At 71.6% G+C, this 21,856-nt stretch carries 19 protein-coding genes, 1 tRNA gene and 1 riboswitch; of the genes, 7 read left to right on the forward strand and 13 right to left on the reverse strand.

Translation table 11 applies throughout. The features are described 5' to 3' along the window. Window positions 1-10: 10 nt before the first annotated feature. Both AB6L24_RS39100 and AB6L24_RS39105 read right to left on the reverse strand, forming a co-directional pair. Window positions 11-952 (reverse strand): SPFH domain-containing protein, encoded by a 942-nt coding sequence (locus tag AB6L24_RS39100; RefSeq protein WP_405664220.1) that lies wholly within the window; start codon window positions 950-952, stop codon window positions 11-13. 480 nt (window positions 953-1,432) lie between these two features. After that, on the reverse strand, window positions 1,433-2,803 hold the full coding sequence (locus AB6L24_RS39105) for a peptidoglycan-binding protein (RefSeq protein WP_405664222.1): 1,371 nt from the start codon (window positions 2,801-2,803) through the stop codon (window positions 1,433-1,435). A gap of 254 nt (window positions 2,804-3,057) precedes the next feature. Here AB6L24_RS39105 and AB6L24_RS39110 point away from each other — a divergent pair. The 4 genes from AB6L24_RS39110 (at window position 3,058) to AB6L24_RS39125 (ending at window position 8,240) form a co-directional block, all read left to right on the forward strand. Continuing rightward, window positions 3,058-3,131: transfer RNA gene (locus AB6L24_RS39110), tRNA-Lys, on the forward strand. A 114-nt stretch (window positions 3,132-3,245) separates the two neighbouring features. Next, window positions 3,246-3,959, forward strand: coding sequence for a FadR/GntR family transcriptional regulator (locus AB6L24_RS39115; RefSeq protein WP_405664224.1), 714 nt, complete (start codon window positions 3,246-3,248; stop codon window positions 3,957-3,959). Window positions 3,960-4,284: 325 nt separating this feature from the next. Further along, window positions 4,285-6,306 carry a glycosyltransferase family 2 protein gene (locus tag AB6L24_RS39120; RefSeq protein WP_405664226.1) on the forward strand — a complete coding sequence of 674 codons (2,022 nt, stop codon included), beginning with the start codon at window positions 4,285-4,287 and terminating at the stop codon, window positions 6,304-6,306. Beyond that, window positions 6,303-8,240, forward strand: coding sequence for a galactose oxidase-like domain-containing protein (locus tag AB6L24_RS39125; RefSeq protein ID WP_405664228.1), 1,938 nt, complete (start codon window positions 6,303-6,305; stop codon window positions 8,238-8,240). The genes AB6L24_RS39120 and AB6L24_RS39125 overlap by 4 nt, the downstream gene beginning before the upstream one ends. A gap of 48 nt (window positions 8,241-8,288) precedes the next feature. On the opposite strand, the gene AB6L24_RS39130 is transcribed toward AB6L24_RS39125, so the two are convergent. After that, window positions 8,289-9,278, reverse strand: coding sequence for a glycoside hydrolase family 6 protein (locus AB6L24_RS39130; RefSeq protein WP_405664529.1), 990 nt, complete (start codon window positions 9,276-9,278; stop codon window positions 8,289-8,291). A gap of 210 nt (window positions 9,279-9,488) precedes the next feature. Between AB6L24_RS39130 and AB6L24_RS39135 the strand changes: the two genes are divergently transcribed. The 3 genes from AB6L24_RS39135 to AB6L24_RS39145 all read left to right on the forward strand — a co-directional run bounded on the left by AB6L24_RS39135 (window position 9,489) and on the right by AB6L24_RS39145 (window position 12,037). Then, a complete protein-coding gene (locus tag AB6L24_RS39135) occupies window positions 9,489-10,262 on the forward strand; it encodes an ANTAR domain-containing protein (RefSeq protein ID WP_405664230.1) in 774 nt (257 codons plus the stop codon). A 349-nt stretch (window positions 10,263-10,611) separates the two neighbouring features. Beyond that, window positions 10,612-10,763: riboswitch (cobalamin riboswitch) on the forward strand. A 33-nt stretch (window positions 10,764-10,796) separates the two neighbouring features. After that, entirely contained in the window at window positions 10,797-11,024 is a 228-nt protein-coding gene (locus AB6L24_RS39140) for a CbtB-domain containing protein (protein ID WP_030358276.1), read from the forward strand. A 17-nt stretch (window positions 11,025-11,041) separates the two neighbouring features. Next, window positions 11,042-12,037, forward strand: coding sequence for a CbtA family protein (locus AB6L24_RS39145; RefSeq protein ID WP_405664232.1), 996 nt, complete (start codon window positions 11,042-11,044; stop codon window positions 12,035-12,037). 3 nt (window positions 12,038-12,040) lie between these two features. Here the strand turns inward: AB6L24_RS39145 and AB6L24_RS39150 are convergent, their stop codons facing one another. From AB6L24_RS39150 to AB6L24_RS39195, 10 genes are all read right to left on the reverse strand, one after another. Further along, a complete protein-coding gene (locus AB6L24_RS39150) occupies window positions 12,041-12,667 on the reverse strand; it encodes a class F sortase (RefSeq protein WP_405664531.1) in 627 nt (208 codons plus the stop codon). A 61-nt stretch (window positions 12,668-12,728) separates the two neighbouring features. Next, entirely contained in the window at window positions 12,729-13,274 is a 546-nt protein-coding gene (locus AB6L24_RS39155) for a hypothetical protein (RefSeq protein ID WP_405664234.1), read from the reverse strand. 216 nt (window positions 13,275-13,490) lie between these two features. Continuing rightward, the gene (locus AB6L24_RS39160; RefSeq protein WP_405664236.1) at window positions 13,491-14,270 is read right to left on the reverse strand and encodes an HAD-IIA family hydrolase; all 780 of its coding nucleotides are present in this window, start codon (window positions 14,268-14,270) and stop codon (window positions 13,491-13,493) included. Between the two features lie 79 nt (window positions 14,271-14,349). Further along, window positions 14,350-15,855: an alkaline phosphatase family protein gene (locus AB6L24_RS39165; protein WP_405664238.1), complete on the reverse strand. Its 1,506-nt coding sequence runs from the start codon at window positions 15,853-15,855 to the stop codon at window positions 14,350-14,352. 126 nt (window positions 15,856-15,981) lie between these two features. Continuing rightward, complete coding sequence (locus AB6L24_RS39170; RefSeq protein ID WP_405664239.1) at window positions 15,982-17,058, reverse strand: 2-aminoethylphosphonate ABC transporter substrate-binding protein; 1,077 nt, start codon at window positions 17,056-17,058, stop codon at window positions 15,982-15,984. Window positions 17,059-17,117: 59 nt separating this feature from the next. Next, a complete protein-coding gene (locus AB6L24_RS39175) occupies window positions 17,118-17,945 on the reverse strand; it encodes an ABC transporter permease (RefSeq protein ID WP_405664241.1) in 828 nt (275 codons plus the stop codon). Continuing rightward, window positions 17,932-18,906: a 2-aminoethylphosphonate ABC transporter permease subunit gene (locus tag AB6L24_RS39180; protein ID WP_405664243.1), complete on the reverse strand. Its 975-nt coding sequence runs from the start codon at window positions 18,904-18,906 to the stop codon at window positions 17,932-17,934. The genes AB6L24_RS39175 and AB6L24_RS39180 overlap by 14 nt, the downstream gene beginning before the upstream one ends. After that, window positions 18,899-19,960 carry an ABC transporter ATP-binding protein gene (locus AB6L24_RS39185; RefSeq protein ID WP_405664244.1) on the reverse strand — a complete coding sequence of 354 codons (1,062 nt, stop codon included), beginning with the start codon at window positions 19,958-19,960 and terminating at the stop codon, window positions 18,899-18,901. The genes AB6L24_RS39180 and AB6L24_RS39185 overlap by 8 nt, the downstream gene beginning before the upstream one ends. Further along, the gene (locus tag AB6L24_RS39190) at window positions 19,957-20,667 is read right to left on the reverse strand and encodes a phosphonatase-like hydrolase (RefSeq protein ID WP_405664246.1); all 711 of its coding nucleotides are present in this window, start codon (window positions 20,665-20,667) and stop codon (window positions 19,957-19,959) included. Before AB6L24_RS39190 ends, AB6L24_RS39185 begins: the two co-directional genes overlap by 4 nt. Beyond that, complete coding sequence (locus tag AB6L24_RS39195; protein WP_405664248.1) at window positions 20,661-21,782, reverse strand: TIGR03364 family FAD-dependent oxidoreductase; 1,122 nt, start codon at window positions 21,780-21,782, stop codon at window positions 20,661-20,663. The genes AB6L24_RS39190 and AB6L24_RS39195 overlap by 7 nt, the downstream gene beginning before the upstream one ends. Between the last annotated feature and the right edge of the window lie 74 nt (window positions 21,783-21,856).

Genomic DNA, 21,856 nt, shown 5'->3' on the forward strand with positions numbered 1-21,856 from the left:
GCCCCCGACGTCAGGCGCTGTCGCCGCCCCGCCCCGTGCAGAACGCCACCGTCAGGTCCTTCACCAACGCCCTGCGCTCGTAGTCGTCAAGCTCGACCAGGCCCCGCGTGGTCAGCCGGGTCACCGTGTCCTCCACGGAGTCCACCACCGACGTGAGCAGGCTGTCGCGGTGGCGGGCGTCGAGCGCGGCGATCCGGTGGCGGTGCATGGCGGCGGCGACCTCGGGGGCGTACTCGATGCGGGTCGGCTGCACCGAGAAGATCTCCACGCCCACCGGCTCCGTCTGCGCGGCGAGCGCCCGCGTCAGGGCCTCGCCGACCGCCTCCGCGTCCCGCAGGGTCGGCGCGTCGTCGTGGAAGGCGTCGGCGGGCAGCTTGGAGAGCACCCGCGCGGTGGTCGCCTCCACGCACTCCCGCAGGTACTCCTGGTGGTCGGCGACGGCGAGCGTCGCCCGCGCGGTGTCCTTGACCCGCCACACCACGAGCACCACCACGCGCAGCGCGACCCCGGAGCGGTCCACGGCGGCCATCGGCTCGCTGCGCCAGTGCCGCAGGCGTACGTCGACGCGGCGCCGCAGCAGCAGCGGGTTCACCCACAGCAGCCCGGTGCGCCGCACGCTCCCCCGGTACCTGCCGAACAGCGAGAGCACCCACGCCCCGCCGACCCGCCCCCGCGCGAGCCCGCCGAACCCGAAGAGCGCGAGCGCCCCCGATCCGGCGAGCGCGGCCCACTGCCCGACCGAGATCCCGGCCGACCCGCCGCCCCGCAGGTCCCCGGCGGGCGCCACCAGGTCCACCACCGGCTCCGGCAGCACCCCCGCCCACCACAGCGCGAGCGCGCACCCGGCCGTGCCGACGCCGCCGCCGAACACCCCGACCGCCCCGGGCAGCACCCGGGCCCGGCGCTCGGCGAGCCCGGCGTCCAGCTGCGGCACGTGGGGCGCGGGCGGCACCGGCCCGACGGCGGCCCGCCCGGCCTGCCCCGGCCGACCTGCTTGCCCCGCCTGCCCCGCGCGCCCCGCCGATGCCGTCTGCCCCTGCTGTCCCGCCCGGCCCGCACCACCCGCGCCCGCACCACCCGCGCGCCCCGCGCCCTCCGCGCGCCCCGGCCCGCCCCCGCGCCCGCGCGCCCGGGCCCGCCCGCGCCCCGCATCCCGCCCGGGAGCACCGCCTCGCGCCGCACCACCGCGGATCCGAGCGGTACGCCCGCCGTGCCGGACGCCGCCGCCATGTCCTGGGGGTCGTCGCGGAAGAGCAGGTGGACAGGGATCTCCATGGTGGCCTCGCTGTGGATCAGGCGCGGCGAGCGGCCGGCCGGTCCTGAGCCCTCACCGGATTCCGGCGGCCGCTGTGCCGTCGTACTCATCCGTGCCTCCGTCTCATCCGTGCCTCCGTCATGAGTTCCGTACCGCGCGGGTTGCTCGTCGTGCTCCTCACGCGAAGAGCCGCCGCCACGTCTCCGGCCCCGGCATCCCGTCGGCCGCCCCGCCCCGCCACCCCTGCGCCCGCTGGAACGCCTCGACCGCGCGCCGGTCCGCCTCGCCCCAGCGCGGCCCGGGCCCCCGCGCGTAGTACTTCCCGAACCCCGCGCGCACGAGCTGCCTGCCGAGCCGGGTCACGTGGTCGTTGGACTGGCCGGGGCGGAAGTACGCCTTGCCCGGGAAGGCGGGCGCGGCCGGGGCGCCGGGGGCACCCGGGGCGCCCTTGGCGGCGGGGATGTCCTTGCCCTTGCCGCCCACCAGGTACGCCCAGGTGGTCGGGCCCGGCAGGCCGTCCGCGTCGGCGCCGGTCCAGCCCTGCGCCCGCTGGAAGGCCCGGGTCGCCGCCCGGTCGGCCTCGCTCCAGCGCGGCCCGGGCCCGGTGCGGTAGTAGCGGGCGCCGCCGCGCGCCACCAGCATCTCGCCGAGCCGGGTCACGTGGTCGTTGACGGCGCCGGGACCGAACGCCCCGGCCCCGGGGAACCGCGCCGACGCCGGCCCCGAGCCCGCCTGACCGGTCGGCCGCAGCCCGTTGTAGCGGTACGCCAGATAGCGGTCGCCGTTGTTCCAGTACGCGTACGGCGTGGCCTGCCTGCGGGCGTGCGGGCGGGCCTGTTCATAGGCGAGGTAATAGCTGCGCGTGTAGTCGGTCCAGCCGCCGAAAATGGTCACGTGCGAACCTCTCTCCGGGTTCGCCGGATTGTGGAAGAGGAGAATGTCGCCGGGCTTCAGTTCTTCCTTGGAGATGCGGGTCGCATAACGGTCCAGGCTGCCCGTCCATTCGTTTCCGCCGAGATTCCAGGCCATCGAGACAAAGCCCGAGCAGTCCTGCCGGTAACCGTCGGCCGCGAACTTCTGCATGCTGTACGGCACCTTCGCGGCGACCCACCGCTTGGCCCTGGTGATGATCTCGGCGCGGCTGGTCGTGCGGGCCGCGGCGCTCTTCCCCGGCGCTCCGTGCAGGGCGCTCCTGCCGCCCTGCGGAGTGTCGGGGCCGTCCGCTCCCGGCAGGCCCGCGAGGGCTCCGGACGCGGCGGTACGGGGCGCTCCGCCCGGCTGCGCGGTGCGCTCGCCCACCCCTCCCGCCTGCCCTTCGACCTGCCCTCCGACCTGCCCGGACGCCACCGCGGGCAGGGTGTGGGCGGGGCCGAGGACGGACCCTGCCGCGGCCGCGAGGACGAGGGCGCGGCGGGCGCCGTGCGCGGCCGGGTGGCCGCCGAGCCGGGGCGGCAGCGCGTGCGCTCCGGAACGCCGCCAGTGCACGCAGCCCGGGCAGTCGCAGTCGTGCGCGGGCTCGAATTCCTCGAATACGGGGGCAGCCTCCATGCGATTCCCCTCACACTCCGGCGCATTCCCGTCGACGTCGGGGAACGGGCCCGGGAAAGTCTCTCCGCGCGTCTGCACATGCGTCAGCTTCTCAACTGTCCGGGGAAGGCGCATGTTGACGGTCCGAATGATGCAGCGCCCGCCCCCTGCCACCCGCCCGGCCCCCCGGGCCCCGCCCCCGGCACCTTCCGGACGCCACCCCGCGGTGGTCAGAAGCACCCCTGGGAGTCGGGTAGAGTTCTCCAGGTCAGCAGGCGCCGCTAGCTCAGTTGGTTAGAGCAGCTGACTCTTAATCAGCGGGTCCGGGGTTCGAGTCCCTGGCGGCGCACAGACAGCGAAGGCCCTCCGCTCCGGCGGAGGGCCTTCGTGCTGCTCACGCCCCAGGCCGGTGCGCCCCCGCACACCCCTGGGTCCCGGCCGGAGCGACCGCTACGGTTGCGCCATGCCACGGGACCTCCAGGAGCGGATCAAGAAGCTCATCATCGACCAGCGCCTGCCCTCGGGGGCGGTGCTGCCGACCGAGCCGGAGCTGATGGAGCGCCTCGGCGCCAGCAGGAACTCGGTGCGCGAGGCGCTGAAGGCACTCCAGGCGATGGGCATCGTCGAGATCAGGCACGGCTTCGGCACCTACGTCGGACCGATGTCGGTGGCCCCGATGATCGAGGGCCTGACCTTCCGCACGGTCGCGGGCCACTACCGCGGTGAGGACAGCCTGCTCCAGCTCCTCGAACTGCGCGAGGCCGTGGAGACCGGCCTGATCGCGCGGCTCGCCGGGTCCATCCCCGCCGCCGACCTCGCGGAGCTCGACGCCCTCGTGGACCGCATGGACGCCGAGGCCGCGGGCCCCGACGGCGCCGTGCGCGCCGAGACCGACCGCGCCTTCCACGCCGCCCTCTACAGGTGCCTGGGGAACCGCCTGCTCGGCGAGGTCCTGGAGGCGTTCTGGGATGCTTTCCACCGGGTTCGTACGGACCTTGTGGACATCCCGCAGGACCCCAAGGTCACCTGCCGTCAGCACCGGGAGATCCTGGACGCGGTGCGCTCCTCGGACGTGGTCCGCGCCGAGCAGGCGATACGGGAACACTTCGGTAACATTCGCACCCGGCTGAGCGCACCTGCCTCAACAGCCCTCCCCCACCCCAGTTATGACCGGTAAACTGCTTGTTTCGCTCTTGCGATCATGCTTAGGCGCGTAGAACCCTGACGGGAGGCCCGGGCCCTGCCCGGCTCTCACGAGGCGTGCGGTACGGGGCAGTTGGGGGGGCTCGCACGCCGGGAGTGAGAGAGCCCGCGTGAACGCCTGGACGGGGGTCCCCGCGTTCATGAACGGATGCCGTGGGGGGCATCATGCAACCGGAAGGTCGCCTTTCGCTGTCCTACGGGAAGGTGGCCTGCCACTGATGCGTCCGCGAAGGTCGAGGGGGACCGGGCGGGCGGAGGACCGACGAACACGCGGGCGATCGCGTGCGGGGGGATGACTCATGACGTCGACGCCGACGGGGCAGGGCGGCAACGACCCGTCCCAGACGACCCAGCTGCGGGTCCTCTCGAACCGCACGGGCGGCTTCAGACGCATCAAGAAGTCGCTGCCACGGTACGACTACGAGCACTACAGCCGGCTCGCGGGCCCCCTCACCCAGCCGGACCCGGCGAAGCCGTACAAGGTCCAGTACCGCTCGCTGCTGTCCCAGGAACCGCACCGCCTGCGCGCCGCGCTGATGCTCGGCGCGGCCCCGCTGCTCTCCCTCGTCCTGCTCGCCTGGCTGCTGCAGCCCGAGCACTGGACGGAGCGCGACTACGTGGCCAACGACTGGCTGCCCGTCCTCGACATTGTCATGCTCGTCTCGATCGGCCTGATCGAGTTCTTCCGCTGCATGAACGTCTTGTCGAACGCGCACGCCACCCTCGTCGCCCGCGACCCGATCCCCGTGGTGCCCGAGAACGGCACCCGCGTCGCCTTCCTCACCTCGTTCGTGCCCGGCAAGGAGCCGATCGAAATGGTGACGAAGACCCTGGAAGCGGCGGTGAAATTGCGCCACCGCGGACTCCTGCACATCTGGCTGCTCGACGAGGGCGACGACCCGGAGGTGAAGGAGGTCTGCGCGCGCCTCGGCGTGCACCACTTCTCCCGCAAGGGCATCGCCAAGTGGAACCAGGCCAAGGGCCCGCACCGCGCCAAGACCAAGCACGGCAACTACAACGCCTGGCTGGACGCGCACGGCGACGGCTACGACTACTTCGCCTCCGTGGACACCGACCACGTCCCGATGCCCAACTACCTGGAGCGGATGCTCGGCTTCTTCCGCGACCCGGATGTCGGCTTCGTCATCGGCCCGCAGGTGTACGGCAACTACGACACGTTCGTCACCAAGGCCGCCGAGTCCCAGCAGTTCCTCTTCCACGCCCTGATCCAGCGCGCGGGCAACGCCTACGGCTCCCCGATGTTCGTCGGCACGTCCAACGCCGTACGCATCAGCGCGCTGAAGCAGATCGGCGGCCTGTACGACTCGATCACCGAGGACATGGCGACGGGCTTCGAGATCCACCGCCACAAGAACCCGGCGACGGGAAAGAAGTGGAAGTCGGTCTACACCCCGGACGTGCTCGCCGTCGGCGAGGGCCCCAACGCCTGGACGGACTTCTTCACCCAGCAGCTCCGCTGGTCGCGCGGCACCTACGAGACCATCCTCAAGCAGTTCTGGAAGGCACCGTTCACGCTCCCGCCGGGACGGTTCTTCAACTACACGATGATGGTCATCTTCTACCCGATGTCCGCGATGAACTGGATCCTCGCGGCCCTCAGCTGCGCCCTGTTCCTGGGCCTCGGCGCGTCCGGCGTGAACATCGACCCGACCATCTGGCTGATGCTGTACGGCAACGCCTCGGCGCTGCAGATCGGCCTGTACATCTGGAACCGCCGCCACAACGTCTCGCCGCACGAGCCCGAGGGCTCCGGCGGTGTCGCGGGCATGGTGATGTCGGCGCTCTCGGCGCCGATCTACGCGCGCTCCCTGATGGACGCGGCGCTGCGCCGCAAGTCCAAGTTCGTGGTGACGCCCAAGGGCGACTCGGCGAGCCCGGACACGCTGTTCGGCACGTTCCGCATCCACCTGTTCTTCATCCTGGTCTTCGCCGGGTCCATAGCGGCGGCGTACGTGTACGACCACGCGCACCCGGCGATGATCATCTGGGCCACGTTCGCGCTGCTGATCACGGCCGCGCCGATCTTCGCCTGGCGGCACGGCATGCGGCAGGAGAAGAAGAAGTCCACCGCGCCCGCCCCGGGCCCCACCGAGCCGCGGGTCCCGCAGCCCCGCCACGCCGCTCCGACCGTGCACGCCCCGCAGCAGCAGTACGCGCCCCAGCCGTACGCACCGCAGCAGTACGCACCGCACTCCGCGCCCCCGCACGCACGTCCCGCGCCGCACGCGCCCCAGCAGAAGCCCAGTTGGGCCTCGAATGACGAGACCAAGCAGATCGCCCTCGGGAGCCACGAACAATGAAAGACCCGTCCAGCCGCCGCCGCGTCCGCCGGATCGCGATAGGTACGGCGGTGGTACTGGCCCTGGCCGGCATGAACGGCCCCTGGCTGTGGCGCGTGGGCTCCGAGAAGTACCACAACTACAAGATCAACCAGCCGGAGTACAAGGCCGACAACGGCAAGTGGGAGGTCATCGACTTCCCGGAGGAGTACCGGCAGAACACGATCCACGCGTCGCTGCTCCACACCGGCAAGATCCTGATGGTGGCCGGGTCCGGCAACAACCAGAAGAACTTCGACGACAAGAAGTTCGACACCAGGCTCTGGGACCCGGTCAAGAACACGATCAAGAAGATCCCGACGCCCGTCGACCTGTTCTGCACCGGCCACACCCAGCTCGCCGACGGCAAGCTCCTGATCGCGGGCGGCACGAAGCGCTACGAGAAGCTGAAGGGTGACGTCACCAAGGCCGGCGGCCTGATGATCGTGCACAACGAGAACCCGGACAAGCCGATCACGCTGCCCGCGGGCACCAAGTTCACGGGCAAGAAGAACGGCAAGACGTTCGTGTCGAAGGACCCGGTGGTCGTCGAGCGCGCCAAGAAGGTCTTCGACAAGCAGACCGGCGCGTTCCTGCGCAACGACCCGGGCCTCGGCCGCATCTACGTCGAGGCGCAGCAGAGCGGCGCGAAGTACGAGACCGGCACGCAGGACAACTACCGCGTGCAGGGCCTCAGCGGCGCCGACACCCGCAACACCTACGGCATCGCGCAGAAACTCGCCCTGGACAAGAAGGACTTCCAGGGCATCAAGGACACCTTCGAGTTCGACCCGATCGCCGAGAAGTACATCAAGGTCGACCCGATGAACGAGGCCCGCTGGTATCCCACGCTGACCACGCTCACCGACGGCAAGGTGCTCTCCCTCTCCGGCCTGGACGAGATCGGCCAGCTGGTGCCGGGCAAGAACGAGGTGTACGACCCCGAGACCAAGAAGTGGACGTACACCAAGGGCGTCCGGCAGTTCCCGACCTACCCGGCGATCTTCCAGATGGCCGACGGCAAGCTCTTCTACTCCGGCTCCAACGCCGGTTACGGCCCCGACGACGTCGGCCGTGACCCGGGCGTCTGGGACCTGAAGACCAACAAGTTCAAGAAGATCCCGGGCATGAGCGACCCGGACCTCCTGGAGACCTCCAACACCGTGGAGCTGCCGCCCGCGCAGGACCAGCGGTACATGGTGGTCGGCGGCGGTGGCGTCGGCGAGTCCAAGGACTCCTCGTCCAAGACCCGGATCGTGGACCTGAAGGAGAACGCCCCGCGGTTCCGCGACGGCCCGGAGCTGGACAAGGGCACCCGCTATCCGCAGGCGTCCGTCCTGCCCGACGACTCCGTCCTCGTCTCCGGCGGCTCCGAGGACTACCGCGGCCGCGGCGCCTCCAACATCAAGGAGGCCCGGATCTACGACCCGACGTCCAACACCTTCGACAAGGTCGCCGACCCGCTCGTGGGCCGCAACTACCACTCGGGCTCGATCCTGCTGCCCGACGGCCGCGTGATGTTCTTCGGCTCGGACTCCCTGTACTCCGACAAGGGCAACACCAAGCCGGGCGTCTTCGAGCAGCGCGTGGAGATCTACACCCCGCCGTATCTGTACCAGGGCTCCCGGCCCGCCCTGGGCGCGGGCCCCAAGAAGATCGCGCGCGGCGGTTCCGGGACGTTCCCGACGACCCACGCCTCGTCGATCAAGAAGGCCCGTCTGATCCGGCCGTCCGCCTCGACCCACGTCACGGACATCGACCAGACGTCCATCGCCCTCGACATGAAGAAGACCGCGAAGGGGGTCACGGTCACCGTCCCGAAGAACCGCAGCCTGGTCGAGTCCGGCTGGTACATGCTCTTCGTGACGGACGAGGAGGGCACGCCCAGCAAGGCCCAGTGGGTCCACGTGCCGTGAGCCGAGCCCCGTCCGCGGGGCGGGGTGGTGCGCCCCTTACGGGGCGCCCTACTTACTGGCCTTCGCAAGGGCGAGCGCGTACTCCGGGAACCACTGCCCCGCCTGCGGGCCACCGCGACACGTCCCGTCGGACTCGCCGGGCCGCTTGACCCAGACATAGGCGTCGACCAGGTCGTCCCCCGTCTTCGTGGTGGGCGCCTCGCCAAGCGCCCGCCCGGGCGGGTTGCACCAGGGGTCCTTGCCCTTGCCGGTGTACGGCCCGTTGCCGTTGCGGCTGGTATCGATGATGAACGGCTTGCCGCCGACCTTCGAGGACAGCGTCTTGCCGTAGGCCTTGCTGGCCTCCGTGGTCTGGAAGTTGGAGACGTTCACGGAGAACCCGTCGGCCTGCTCGACCCCGGACCGCTTCAGGGGATCGTGCAGCGAGTCCGGCTGCGACCACCCCGCGTTGCCCGCGTCGAGATAGACCTTCGTGTTCTTCAGGGACTTGAGCTTGGTGACGGCACCCTTGAGGAGGTCGTAGCGCTCCTCGTGGAACTGCTCGGGCGTGCACTTGTCGACCATGTGGAGGACCGCATCCGGCTCCAGGACGACCGTGGCGTGCCGGTCGCCGATGCCCTTGGCGACGCCGTCGATCCAGGCGCGGTAGGCGTTGCCGTCGGCGGCGCCGCCCTTGGAGAACTGGCCGCAGTCGCGGTGCGGGATGTTGTAGAGGACGAGGAGGGCGTCCCGGTCGGCCTTCTCGGCGGCCTCCGTGTACCCCTGGGCCTCCTCCTCGGGCTTCTCCGGACCGATCCACTCGCCGACGGGCTGCTCGGCGATCTTGCGGATCTGCTCGGCGTCGTCCTTCTTGCCGTCCTTGTCGTACGCGGCGACCTGCTTGGCGGCGTTCCCCTCGGGGTTCACCCAGAACGGGTCCTTGCCCTTGGGCTGTTGGCTGACGCCGCTGCCGGAGCCCTCCTCGTCCTTGCCGTCACCGTCCGACGAGCACCCGGAAAGCAGCAGCGCGGCCCCCGCGAGCGCCACTGTCACCGACACCCCCCTGGCCGCGTAGCCCCGCGCGCGACCTGTGATTTTGCGGTACATCCACTCCCCCTAGGGTGCACAGTCCGGTGCTCAATCCTGACATAACTGGGTGCGGCCCACGAGGCCCGGCCGCCTCGGCGACCCACCTGTAGGAGACCTGTTACAGCCCGCCGAAGCGGGGTAGGCGAGGGGCCGTGGGGGGCGGGCGAGAAGGGGAGGGTCATGGACCGCACCTCCGCGCGCAGGCTCGCGCAGGCCCTGGTGGAGGCCGCCGACACTGCCGCCGACGACTTCGACGCGGAGGCCCACCTGCGCCGCGTCTGCCAGCACTGCGCGGAACTCCTCGGGGTGCTCGCCGTCGGGGTGATGTACGCCGACGGCGACAGCGCCGTGCGCCTCGCCGTCAGCGACAAGGGCGGTGATCTCGCCAAGGACCTCCTGGAGGCGCAGGCGTCGGACGGCCCCTGCCTGGAGTCCTACGGCACCGGCTCCCCCGTGCCGCACGTCCGGGTCACCTCGGCCGACGCGCTCGCCCGCTGGCCCGGCTTCACCGAGCGGGCCCGGGCGCGGGGCGTGGGCGACACGTTCGCGGTGCCGCTGCGGGCCCGCAAGCGGGTGCTCGGCGCGCTCAACGTCTTCGTGGCACGGACACCGAACGGGAACCGGCCCCACGTCCGTCCGCAAGAAGGCGAAGAGGACAGCGCGTTGGCGCTCGCGCAGGCGCTCGCCGACGCCGCCGGGGTCGGGTTGCACAACCACCGCGCGTACGCCGAGTACCGCGACCTCTCCCGGCAGCTGCAATCCGCCCTGACCAGCCGCATCCGCATCGAGCAGGCCAAGGGGATACTGGCCGAGCGCTGGCGGACCGGTCTGGACGTGGCGTTCGAGGCGCTGCGGCGGCACGCGCGCCGGGAGCGGCTCGTGATGGACGTGGTCGCCGGCATGGTGATCGAAGGCTCCCTGGACGACGCGACCCTGCTCGACGAGGACCCGTGACCCTCCGGAGCGCGCTGTGGACTTGGCGTCAAAACCCCTCTAGGCCACGGCCGTCTTCCGTTCTAGAGTCAGTGCTAAGGCCCAAGCCCCCGGCCGGAGTTGCCTTTTCCACACCGTCGGGACCTCCCACGCAGTTGGGACCATCCAAGGCCTCCCGTGCCGGCGCCGGGTTTCTCCCGCAGCTCGAGCGCGCGCGGTCGAGGACCAGCCCGGTCGACGGCTCCGGGGGGAGCGGGTCGTTGGCCGGGCCAGGTTGTGTTCGCACTCGCCGCGCGCCGGGGTGCGCGCCGTGCGCACGAGTCCGCACGTCAGGGGCGCGAGGACTGGTTGACAGTGTCCATGACCACCTGGGACTCTCCGGGCGACAAGTCCATACATCGAGGCGACGGTTGCCAGGAACCCGGTGCGAATCCGGGACGGTCCCGCCACTGTCACCCCGCGCGAGTCACCGCTCACTCGCGCGCGGGAAGTCAGGAACTGACCCGTCGTCCTCCTGCTTTGGGGCGTGGAAACCCCAGAAGGAGGCTCACCGGCATGTCCGTCACGTCTGCGCACAGCGCACCACACAGCGACACGGCTGCGATACAGTCCGCGACGATCGAGACCCGCGACTGGCTGATCGCGGCGGCCGCGGCGATCGTCGCACTGATCGCCCTCTACGCCGTCTTCATGGACAACGGCTCGCTGATCTCGGCGACCGGCGACTACCTGCACGAGTTCGCCCACGACGGCAGGCACCTCTTCGGTGCCCCCTGCCACTGATCGGGGCCGCGCGCACCATGCCGACGTCCCCGAATTCCCCGAACTCCCCCACCGCTCCCCGCACTTCCTCCGCCCCCTCCCCCGACTCCGCCCCCGATCCCTCCTCCGACTCCTCCTCCGACTCCGACCTCTCTCCCGGTCCGCCGGGCGAATCCCCCAAGTCGCCCGAGACCGCTGAGGCGTCCGCGACCCCCGAGGCCGCCGGCACCTCCCGCACCGCTGCCGCTCCCGCCCGGACCGGCGGCTCCCCCGTGCTGCCGCTGCTCGGTCGCGGGATGGTCGCTGGAGCGCTCGGCGGGCTCGCCGCGGGCCTGTTCTCGCTGCTGCTCGCCGAACCCCTGATGGACAAGGCGATCCGCGCCGAGGAGGCCCGTTCGCACGAGCACGAGCCCGCGGGCGGCGCCGTCCAGCACCACGAGGAGCTGTTCTCGCGCTCCACGCAGCACGCGGGCCTGGTGATCGCCCTGGTCGTGGCGGGGCTCGCGATCGGCGTGCTCTTCGCCGTCGCGTACGCGCTCGTGCACCGGCGTGATCCGCGGGGCAACCCGTGGCCGCGCGCCCTCGCGTTCTGCGCGGCCGCGTTCTGCGCCGTCTCGCTGTTCCCCGCGCTGCGCTATCCGGCGGCCCCGCCCGGGGTCGGCGACGCGGGCACGGTGGGCGACCGGCAGGAGATGTGGCTCGGCGCCGTCGTGATCGGCGTGCTCGGCATGTTCCTGGTGTGGCAGGTGTACGTACGCCTCGCCGCGCGCCCCGTACCGGTGCGGCAGTGTGCGGTCGCCGTGACGGCGGTGGCGGTCCTCGCGCTGCTCTGGGCGCTGCCCGACAACCCCGATCCGGTCCCGGTCAGCGCGACCCTGCTGTGGGACTTCCGGATGCTGTCCCTGGCGTCGCACGTGCTGCTCTGGGCGGTGTTCGCGGGGGTGTTCGGCGGCCTCGGGCTGCGTGCCCTGCGGACGAAGGAGCCGGTCACGGCCGGTGCGGCGGGCTACGGCTCGGCCGCGCCGGCGAGCTAGCCGCTACGGCTTCGCGGCCCCCGTGAGGTAGGCGGACACGACCACGTTGGCCGAGTAGGTGCGGCTCGCGCGGTCGAAGGTGCCGCCGCAGGTGATCAGGCGCAGTTCGGCCCGGCCCTCCTCACGGGGGCCGTAGGCCGTGCGCGCGCTGAAGTCGTCGCGGCCGAGGACCTGCACGTCGTCCACCGTGAACTCGGCGACCGAACCGTCGTCCCTGGTCACGCGCACCTTCTCGCCGGGGCGCAGGGTGCTGAGGTGGTAGAAGACGGCGGGCTTGGACTCGGTGTCGACGTGCCCGACGAACAGGGACGTGCCGCGGGCGCCGGGGCGCACCCCGCCCCCGTACCAGCCCACGGCCCCCGGCTGCGCGAACGGCGGCGGGTCGATGGCGCCGTCCGCGTCCAGGCCGCGGGCCACGACGGGGGCGCGGACGCCGAGGCCCGGCACGTCGACGCGCTGCGGGCGGGCGGCGGCGAGCGGCTCGTGCGCGGGCGGCAGGTCGACCCCGGCGGGGCGGCCGACGGCGGCCACGTCGCCCGTCGTCGGGTCGGAGAGGCCGCCGCGCACATCGGTGATCTCGTTGCCCCACAGCCACAGGCCGACGAGCAGGAACGCCCAGGCCACGCCCATGACGAGTCGGCTCGTCCCGGGCGGGTGCGGGCCGGCCTCCGGGTCCGGGCCCGTCACGGTGTCACTCCGGGTGGCGGCGACGGACGCTGCGCAGCGCCACGGCGACGGCCGCCACGCCCGCGAGGACCAGGCCGACGACCGCGTGCCGGGTGCCGGGGCCTGCCTCGTCGGCCTCCGCCGCGGCCGAGGTGAGGGAGGCGGTGCCGCCGCCTCCGGCGCGGACCGGGGCGGTGGGGGTCTGCCCTGTTCCGGCGCCCGCCACCTGGACGGTGCCGACGCCTTGGTGCGGGTGTCCGTCACAGGTGACGGTGATCTCGTACGTGCCGGAGACGCCCTTGCGGATGCGGGTCGTCCCGGACAGCGTGTTCTGCTTGCCGTCCCGCCCTGTCAGCTCCGCGTCCCGCGTGAACGCGCCAGAGCCCGCCGCTCCGGTGGTGCCGCCGCACCCCTTCACCCGCACGTCGACCCGGGCGCCCGGGGTGGCGTTCGCCGGGGTGACCTGGGCCTTCACCTCGTCCTGATCATGGGCGGTTGCTGGCGGGGGCGCCCATACGGCGATGAGGACGGCGGCGCCGGCGCCACGCACGGCGAGCGAACATATACCCATCGTGAACCTCCTGTACCAGCAGGTTCCCGCCCTCCCGGGGCCCGCGCATCCCCGACACACCCGTCCGGGGCGGCGAGGTGCGCCCCGTAAGGGGCGCGGGGAACTGCGCGCTCAGCGCGCGAAAAGCCGCAGACGCGTCTGCGGAGTACCCGGCAGATGCGTCTGCGGCCTCGCTGTGGCTGGTCGCGCAGTTCCCCGCGCCCCTCACGGGGCTCTCTAGACCCTGTCGACCAGGTCGGCGATCGAGTCGACCACGTTCGACGGGCGGAACGGGTGCCGGTCGATGTCGGCACGGGACGTCAGCCCGGTGAGGACGAGGAAGGTCTCCATCCCGGCCTCCAGTCCGGCAAGGACATCCGTGTCCATGCGGTCCCCGATCATCGCGCTCGTCTCCGAGTGCGCCCCGATCGCGTTCAGCCCCGTCCGCATCATCAGGGGATTCGGCTTGCCGGCGAAGTACGGCTGCTTGCCGGTGGCCTTGGTGATGAGCGCGGCGACGGCCCCGGTGGCGGGCAGCGGCCCCTCCGTGGAGGGCCCGGTCTCGTCCGGGTTGGTGCAGATGAAGCGGGCGCCGCCGTTGATGAGCCGGACGGCCTTGGTCATGGCCTCGAACGAGTACGTCCGGGTCTCGCCGAGGACCACGTAGTCGGGGGCGTGGTCGGTGAGGACGTACCCGATGTCGTGCAGGGCGGTGGTGAGACCGGCCTCGCCGATGACGTACGCGGTGCCGCCGGGACGCTGGTCGTCGAGGAACTTGGCGGTGGCGAGCGCGGAGGTCCAGATGTTGTCCACGGGGACGTCGAGGCCCATGCGGTTGAGCCGGGCCTGGAGGTCACGGGCGGTGTAGATGGAGTTGTTGGTGAGGACCAGGAACGGCTTGCCCGAGTCGCGCAGCTTCTTGATGAACGCGTCGGCGCCGGGGATCGGCACGCCTTCGTGGATGAGCACGCCGTCCATGTCGGTGAGCCACGATTCGATGGGCTTGCGCTCTGCCATGGGGTGCACTCCTGCGGTCTGCGCGAACTGATGCTGCTGGGGGCGCCGGGACGACAGTGTGCCGACGCCCCCAGCCTAATCACGATGCGCTGATCTTCACCCCGTCGATCACCCAGAACCAGTTGTTGCCTCCGGTGTAGCGGAACCGGACCTGCGCGGTCCGCGCGCCCGCGGGGACCTGGAGCCGCAGCGACTCGACGACGGAGGGGGTGTCGGCGGCGTACGTCTTCACGACGACGGGCGTCCCGCCGTCGTAGGAGACGAGCACCTGGCCCTGCTGCGGCGCCTCGTGACGGTAGAAGGTCGTGTACGTGAGGGTGGCGGCGGCCCCGCCCCGCACCTCGTACGCGGGACTGATGAGCGTGGAGTCGAAGGTTCCGGTGACGGACTTGTCGGACCACTCGTCGCCGTCGGCGACGGCGAAGACGTTCCGGGCGCGGATGTTGAGTTCGCGTTGCTGGTCGCGCTGGGTCTTGGTCCAGAACTCGTCCGTCGTGAAGGACCAGCCGCGCCACTCGGTCATGCCGCCTCCGCCCATCCGGGAGTTGTCGACGGACCAGCCGCTCGGCGGGGTGTGCGTGAAGCCGATGACGCCCGCGCCGACGCCGGTCTCGTCGACGGGCGGCTTCAGGGTCGCCCGCAGCGCGTCGAAGTCGTCCGGCGACGGCTGCTGGAAGGCGCGGCCGTCCAGGCCCCAGGCCGGGTCGACGGCGACGCCGAGGTGCGCGAGCGCGCTGACGGCGACGTCGGGCATCCGCACGTCGTGCCGCACCGACCCGGGGCTCGCCCCGCCGCCGCGCGCGATCAGGAACGTCTGCCGCTCGGCCCAGCTGGAGCCGCCGTGCCCGCCCGCGTCGGTGTGCCCGTGGTCGGCGGTGATCATGATCAGCCAGTCCTCGTCGGCGTACGAGGCGCGGCCCTGCACGGCGGCGACCATCTGGCCGACCTGGCCGTCGGCGGTGCGGATGGCGTCCAGGTACGCCTGGCTGGCGGCGCCGCTGCTGTGCCCGGCGTGGTCGATGTTGTCGAGCTGGACGAACACGGCGTCCGGGTCGGTGTCCTTCAGGCGGGCGACGGCACGCGCGGTGGTGCCGGTGTCGTACTCGGCGGACGGGGTGGAGACCCGGGTGTCGACCTTCGGCGAGAAGATCGTGTCGGTGATGGGCGCCCAGGACGACACGGCGTACGTGTTCAGGGACGGCTTCGCGGCCTCGGCGCGGGTCATGAAGTCCGGGTAGCGGGCGAGGTCGTGGCCGGTGAAGTCGTTGTTCAGGACCTTGTGCTTGTCGGGCCAGACGCCGGTGAGGAGCGTGGACCAGCCGGGTCCGGACGAGGTGGGCGCGAGGGGGTTGGCGTAGAGGGCGCTGGGGGCGGTGAGGCCGTCGGCCATCAGGGACTTGAGGGTGGGCGCGAACGCGTCCTTGATGCGGTTCAGGAGCGCGCCGTCGAGGCCGATGATCAGGACCTTGGGCTTGCGCGCGGCCGCGCGGGCGACGGCGGCGAGCGGTCCGGCAAAGACGGCGGCGGCCGCGCCGAGGGACGCGGCGGAGACGAGGAGCGAGCGGCGAGACGGACCGTGGGACACGGTTCCTCCAGGAGGGTCGCGACGGGGAACAGCTGCGGAGAAGGGCGTGCGGGCATGCCAACGCCCCTGGCGGTACAGGGGCGTTGGTCCAGACTCGTTACCGTCGGGAGGCGACGGCGAAGGCGCTCAGCTGCCGGTGGCCGACTTCCAGTCCTCGACGTACGACTTGAGGTTCTTGGAGATGTCGTCCCAGTCCGGCTCGAAGACCTCGACGCCGTCCATGAGCTTGTCGAGGGCGATGGCGTTGGCGTCGGTGGCCTTGATGTCCTTGCGGGCCGCGAAGCCGCCGCCGATCTCGCTGACCTGCGCCTGCGCGGTGCGGCCGAGCAGGTAGTCGAGGAACTTCTTGGCGTTGGCGCTGTGCGGCGCCTTGTTCACGAGCCCGGCGGCGTAGGGCAGCGCGAAGGTGGTGGGCTTCTTGCCCTTCTTCGCCGGGAACCAGATGCCGAGGTTCGGCATGTCCTTGGACTGCGCGAAGTTCATCTGCACGTCCCCGTTGGCGACGAGCAGTTCGCCCTTGTCGACCTTGGGGGCGAGCTTGCCGGTGGAGGCGGACGGGCCGACGTTGTTGGACTGGAGCTTCTCCAGGTACTTCATGGCGGGCTCCTTGCCGCCGAAGTCGTGCATCGCCTTGATGAGGACGGCGGTGCCGTCGCCCGCGACACCGGGCGTGGAGTACTGGAGCTTGTTCTTGTACGCGGAGTCCGTCAGCTCGTCCCAGGTCTTGGGGGCCTTGGCGCCGCCGAGTTCCTTCTTGTTGTGGATGAACCCGAAGTAGTTGTTCACGACGGAGGTCCACTTGCCGTCGGCCGACTTGTTCGCGCCGTCGACGTGCTCGGACCCCTTGGGCTCGTACGCCTGGAGCAGGCCCTTCTCGTCGGCCTGCTGGATGAACGGCGGGAGCGTGACGATGACGTCGGCCTGCGTGTTGGACTTCTCGCGGACGGCGCGCTGCACCATCTCGCCGGAGCCGCCCTCGACGTACTTGACCTCGATGCCGGTCTTCTTCTCGAAGTCCTTGAAGACCTTGTCGTACCAGCCGTCGCCGTTCTCGCCCTTGAGGCCGTCGGCGCTGTAGACGGTGACGACCTTGGCGTCGGACGCGGCGGAGTCGCCGCCGCAGGCGGTGAGGGTGCCGGCGAGGACGAGGCTGCCGGAGAGGGCGGCGAGCGTGCGGACGGGGACGCGGGGGTGACGGGACATGACGTGTCGTACTCCTGACGAGTCGCAACGGAACACGGGGGAAGGGGAGTCGGGGGTGGTCAGCGGTAGGAGGCCTTGGTGCGGATCCTCGACACGGCGAACAGGACGAGGAGCGTCGCCGTCATGAGGACCACGGCGAGGGCGGCGCCGGTGAAGGTGGCGCCGCGGTCGGTGGCGGCGTAGATCCGCACGGGCAGCGGGGTCCAGTCCGGCGGGTAGAGCATCATCGTGGCGCTCAGCTCGCCCATGGACAGGGCGAAGCAGAGCCCGGCGGCGGCGGTCAGGGACGGCAGCAGCAGGGGCAGCTTCACCCGCCACAGGACGTACGCGGGCCGGGCGCCCAGGGACGCCGCGGCCTGCTCGTACGCCGGGTCGAGACGCACGATGGCGGCCGCGACCGACTGGTAGGCGAACGCCGTGACAAGAATGGCGTGCGCGAGGACGACGATCGTGGACGTGCCGTTGAGGATCATCGGCGGCTTGCTGAAGGCGACGAGGACCGCGAGGCCCACGACCACCGACGGCACGGCGACAGGCAGCATGAACAGGGTGTCGAGGGTCCGCCCGCACAGCCGCGAGAGCCGTGACGTGCCCTTCCCGCGCCCCTTCAGCGCGGCGGCGGCGAGGGCGGCCCAGGTGCCCGCGGCGAGCGCGATGAGGCTGGCGCCGAGGGCGGTGAGCAGGCTGGTGGTGAGGGCCTGGAGGGATTCGCCGCGGGTGGCGGCCGAGTAGTGCTCGCCGGTGAAGCCGGACGGGAACGCCCCCGACCAGTGCCCGGCGAACGACGCCGCCACGATCACGAGCAGCGGCAGCGCGAACAGCGGCAGGAAGAGCACGAAGAACAGGGCCCAGGTCGCCCACTTGCCCTTGCGGCTATGCACCAGCACGACGGCTCACCACCCGGTAGAGGCCGTAGAGGCCCACGGAGATCGCGATGTTGACGACGGCGACGACGCAGGCCGCCGGGTAGTCGGACTCGAGCATCGCCTTGCTGTAGACGAGCATCGGCAGCGTCGTGACGTCCTTGGCCCCGGTGAACAGCACGATCCCGAACTCGTTCAGGCACATCACCAGGACGAGGCTGCCGCCGGCGGCGAGCGCGGGCAGCGCCTCCGGCAGGATCACCTGCCGTACGACCCGCAGCGGCCGCGCCCCCAGCGAGGAGGCCACCTCCAGCTGGGCCGTGTCGATCGCCGAGAACGCGGCGAGCAGCGGCCGCATCACGAACGGCGTGAAGTACGTGATCTCGGCGAGCAGCACGCCCCACGGCGTGGTGAGGAACTGGAAGGGCCCGTCCCCGCCCGCCCCGGTCGCCCCCGTCCACATCCCGTTGGCCATGCCCTTGGTGCCGTAGATGAACAGCAGCGCGAGCGTGATCAGGAACGACGGGAAGGACAGGAACACATCGATGAACTTCGCGACGGCCTTCCCGCCGGGGAACGGCACGAACGCGATCACGAGCGCGAGCGCGAACCCCAGCACGAGACACCCGACGGTGGCACCCACAGCCAGCCACACCGTGGTCCCCAGCGCCTCCCGGAACGACTCGGAGGCAAACACATCGGAGTAAGGCTGCAGCGAGGTCCCGCCGGTGTCGGGCCGCACGGACTGCTGGACGACGAGAGCAAGGGGATACAGAAACACAAGCCCGAGCAGAGCGACGGGCGGCAGCGCCCAGACGAACGCCGGGACCTTGACTCGCCGCTCCCGCTGTGGCTCGCGCCCCGGTCCCGGGTCACGCTCCTGTTCCGTCCGCCGCTGTGGGCAATCGTCCCGCAGGGCGGGACGGGTGGGCACAGCCCCACGACCAGGTTCACCGTCAATAAGGCGCTCAGCAGGACTACCCATCGGTCACCCCCGCGGCCAACAGCACCGCGTCCTCCGGCGCGAAGTGCAACGTGACGTCGCTGCCCAGCGCGGGCGGCTCCCGGAGCTCCCGGACATCGGCCTTCACGGAATGCCCCGCCACCTCGGCGAACACCCGGTGCGTAGCACCACGCCACTGCACCTCGGTGACCTTCCCCGTAAGGGAGTTGGGCCCGGGCCCAAGCCCGACCAGGTGCGGCCGCACGCACAGCGTGGCAGTCACCCCCGCGCCCACCTCCCCGGTGTCGACCTTCAACTCGGCACCGCCCAGGGAAACCGACCCCGCCCCCACAGCAACCGGCAGGAGGTTCGCGTTGCCCACGAAGGAAGCCGTGAACTCGTTCCGAGGCCGCCGATAAAGCTCCTGCGGAGTCCCGCAGTCCTGCAACCTGGCCCGGTCCATGACGGCGATCCGATCGGCGAGAGTGAGCGCCTCGACCTGGTCATGGGTGACGTACAGAATGGAGACGTCCGGCAACTCCCGGTGCAGCCGGGCGAGTTCGGCCAGCATCCCGGACCGCAGCTGCGCGTCGAGCGCGGACAGCGGCTCGTCGAGCAGCAGCACCCCCGGCCGGATGGCGAGCGCACGGGCGATGGCGACGCGCTGCTGCTGCCCGCCGGACAGCTCCCGGGGGTACCGCTTGGCGTACGCGGCCATGCCGGTGAGCTCCAGGGCATCGGCGACCCGCCCGGGTATCTCCGCACGGGCGACCTTCTGCGCCTTCAGACCGAAGGCCACGTTGTCCTCGACCCGCATGTGCGGGAACAGCGCGTACTGCTGGACGACCATGCCGATGCCGCGCCGGTGCGGCGGCAGCGCGGTGACGTCGCGGTCGCCGATGAACACCCGCCCGGACGCGGGCCGCACGAACCCGGCGACGGCCCGCAGCGCGGTGGTCTTCCCCGACCCGGAGGGCCCGAGCAGCGCCATGACCTCGCCGGGCTCGACGGTGAGGTCCAGGCCGTCGAGCACTGTGTTCTCGCCGTGCCTGCCGTACGCGACGGACACGGAGTCGAAGCGGATGCCGCTGCTCATCGTCCGGAACCCCGTAGCAGCGCGGGCAGTTCGGCGACGGAGCCGAGTACGTGGGTGGCTCCGGCGTCGGTGAGGGCCGCCGCGTCGTGGGCGCCGGTGAGCACCCCGGCGACGACTCCGGCCCCGGACCGCACGCCGCTGCGCATGTCGTACGCCGTGTCACCGGCGACGGCGATGTGGCGGACGTCGTCGGCGGCGCCGGTGCGCAGGAACGCGGCGAGCACCATGTCGGGGTAGGGCCGCCCGCGACCGCCCGCGTCGGCGGGGCAGAGGGTGAGGGCGACGAGGTCGCGCCAGCCGAGGGCGTCGAGGATGGCGTCCTGGGTGACGCGGGCGAAGCCGGTGCTGAGGACGACGGTCAGGCCGTCGGCACGCAGCTCCTCGACGGCTTCGCGGGCGCCGGGGATCGGGGCGATGCGGCCGCCGTCGACGAGCTGCCCGTACGCCTTCTCGAAGGCCACGTTCGCCTGCTGTGCGCGGGCCTCGTCGCCGAACAGGTGCCGGAAGACGGAGATCTTCGACTCGCCCATGGTGGCGCGGACGTACTCCAGTTTCGCGGCGTGGTCGGCGGAGCCCTCCTCGACGCCGAGCTCGCGCGCGGCGGCGGCGAAGGCCTGCTCGACCAGGCCCCCGTCGGCGACGGTGGTCCCCGCCATGTCGAGCACCACAAGTCGGACGTATCCGTACGCGGTCACTTCCGTCACCATCCCAGCTCGTCGGCGGTCTTCTCGGCGATGGCGGGCGAGCAGGTCATGCCGCGCCCGCCGGGCCCGGTGACCAGCCACACGCCGTCGCGCACCTGCTCGCGGTGGACGACCCGGCTGGTGTCGACGCACTGCGCGTACACCCCGGCCCAGCGCCGCCTGATCTTCGGCAGCGGGCGCCCCAGGAAGCCCTCGACGACCTCGGTGAGGTGGTCGTAGGGGTCTTCGAGGGTGTCGAAGGCGAAGGGGTGTTCGTACTCGTGGGTGTCGCCGATGGTCAGGCCGCCGTCGGCGCGCTGCACCATGAGCAGCTGCATCTTGTGGGCGGCGGCGGTCGGCTCCTGGGCCTGCCCGGCGTTGAGGGCGTCCAGCTCCGGCGACTTGTACGCCGGGTAGTAGCGGAAGCTGTCGGCGTCGGCGACCGAGGTGGTGAGCGGCTCGCCGAGCGGGTCGGTCTGCATCATCTGGAGGCGGACGCGGCGCACGGGCAGTTCGGGGGCGAGCTCGCGCACGAGGCCGCCGAGCGAGGCGCCGGTGCACAGGACCACGGCGTCGCCGGTGTGCACCTCGCCGTGGTCGTCGCGCACCGAGCCGACGCCGACGACCTCGCGGACCTCGCGGCCCGGCAGGAACGTGTAGTTCGGCGATGCCAGGAGGGCTTCCCGCAGCCGCAGTTGAGCGGTCCGGGGCTCGACGGCGGCGTCCCGCTCGCACCACAGTGCGGCGCTGAACTCGCCGCGCAGGGCCGGGTTGAGCGCGCGGGCCTCGTCGGCGGCGAGGAGCTTGTAGCCGCGGGCCGCCGCGTCCGGGCGGGCGAGGGCGGCCTCGGCGACGGCCCGCTCGCGCTCGTTGCGTACGAGGGTCAGCGAGCCGATGGCGCGGAAGCCCAGGCCCGGCACCCGGGCACCGATGTCCTCCCACAGCTCACGGGCGCGCAGCGCCGTGTCCAGCTCCTCGCCGCCCGCGCGGCCGCTGACCCATATCTGCCCGAAGTTGCGGAGCGACGCCCCGCGGGCCTCGCTCTCGCGCTCGATCTGTACGACCTCGTGGCCGCGCTCCACTGCGTGCCAGGCGTGCATGGTTCCCACCACGCCGGCTCCTACGACGATGACTCTCACGACGGCAACGCTCCTGTCGACGGGTGACCCGACGGGGTCCGGTTGGCAACGGGACGGTGAACGGCCCATCAAGC

The sequence above is a fragment of the Streptomyces sp. RK9 genome (assembly GCF_045070545.1).
GTDB lineage: Bacteria > Actinomycetota > Actinomycetes > Streptomycetales > Streptomycetaceae > Streptomyces > Streptomyces alboflavus.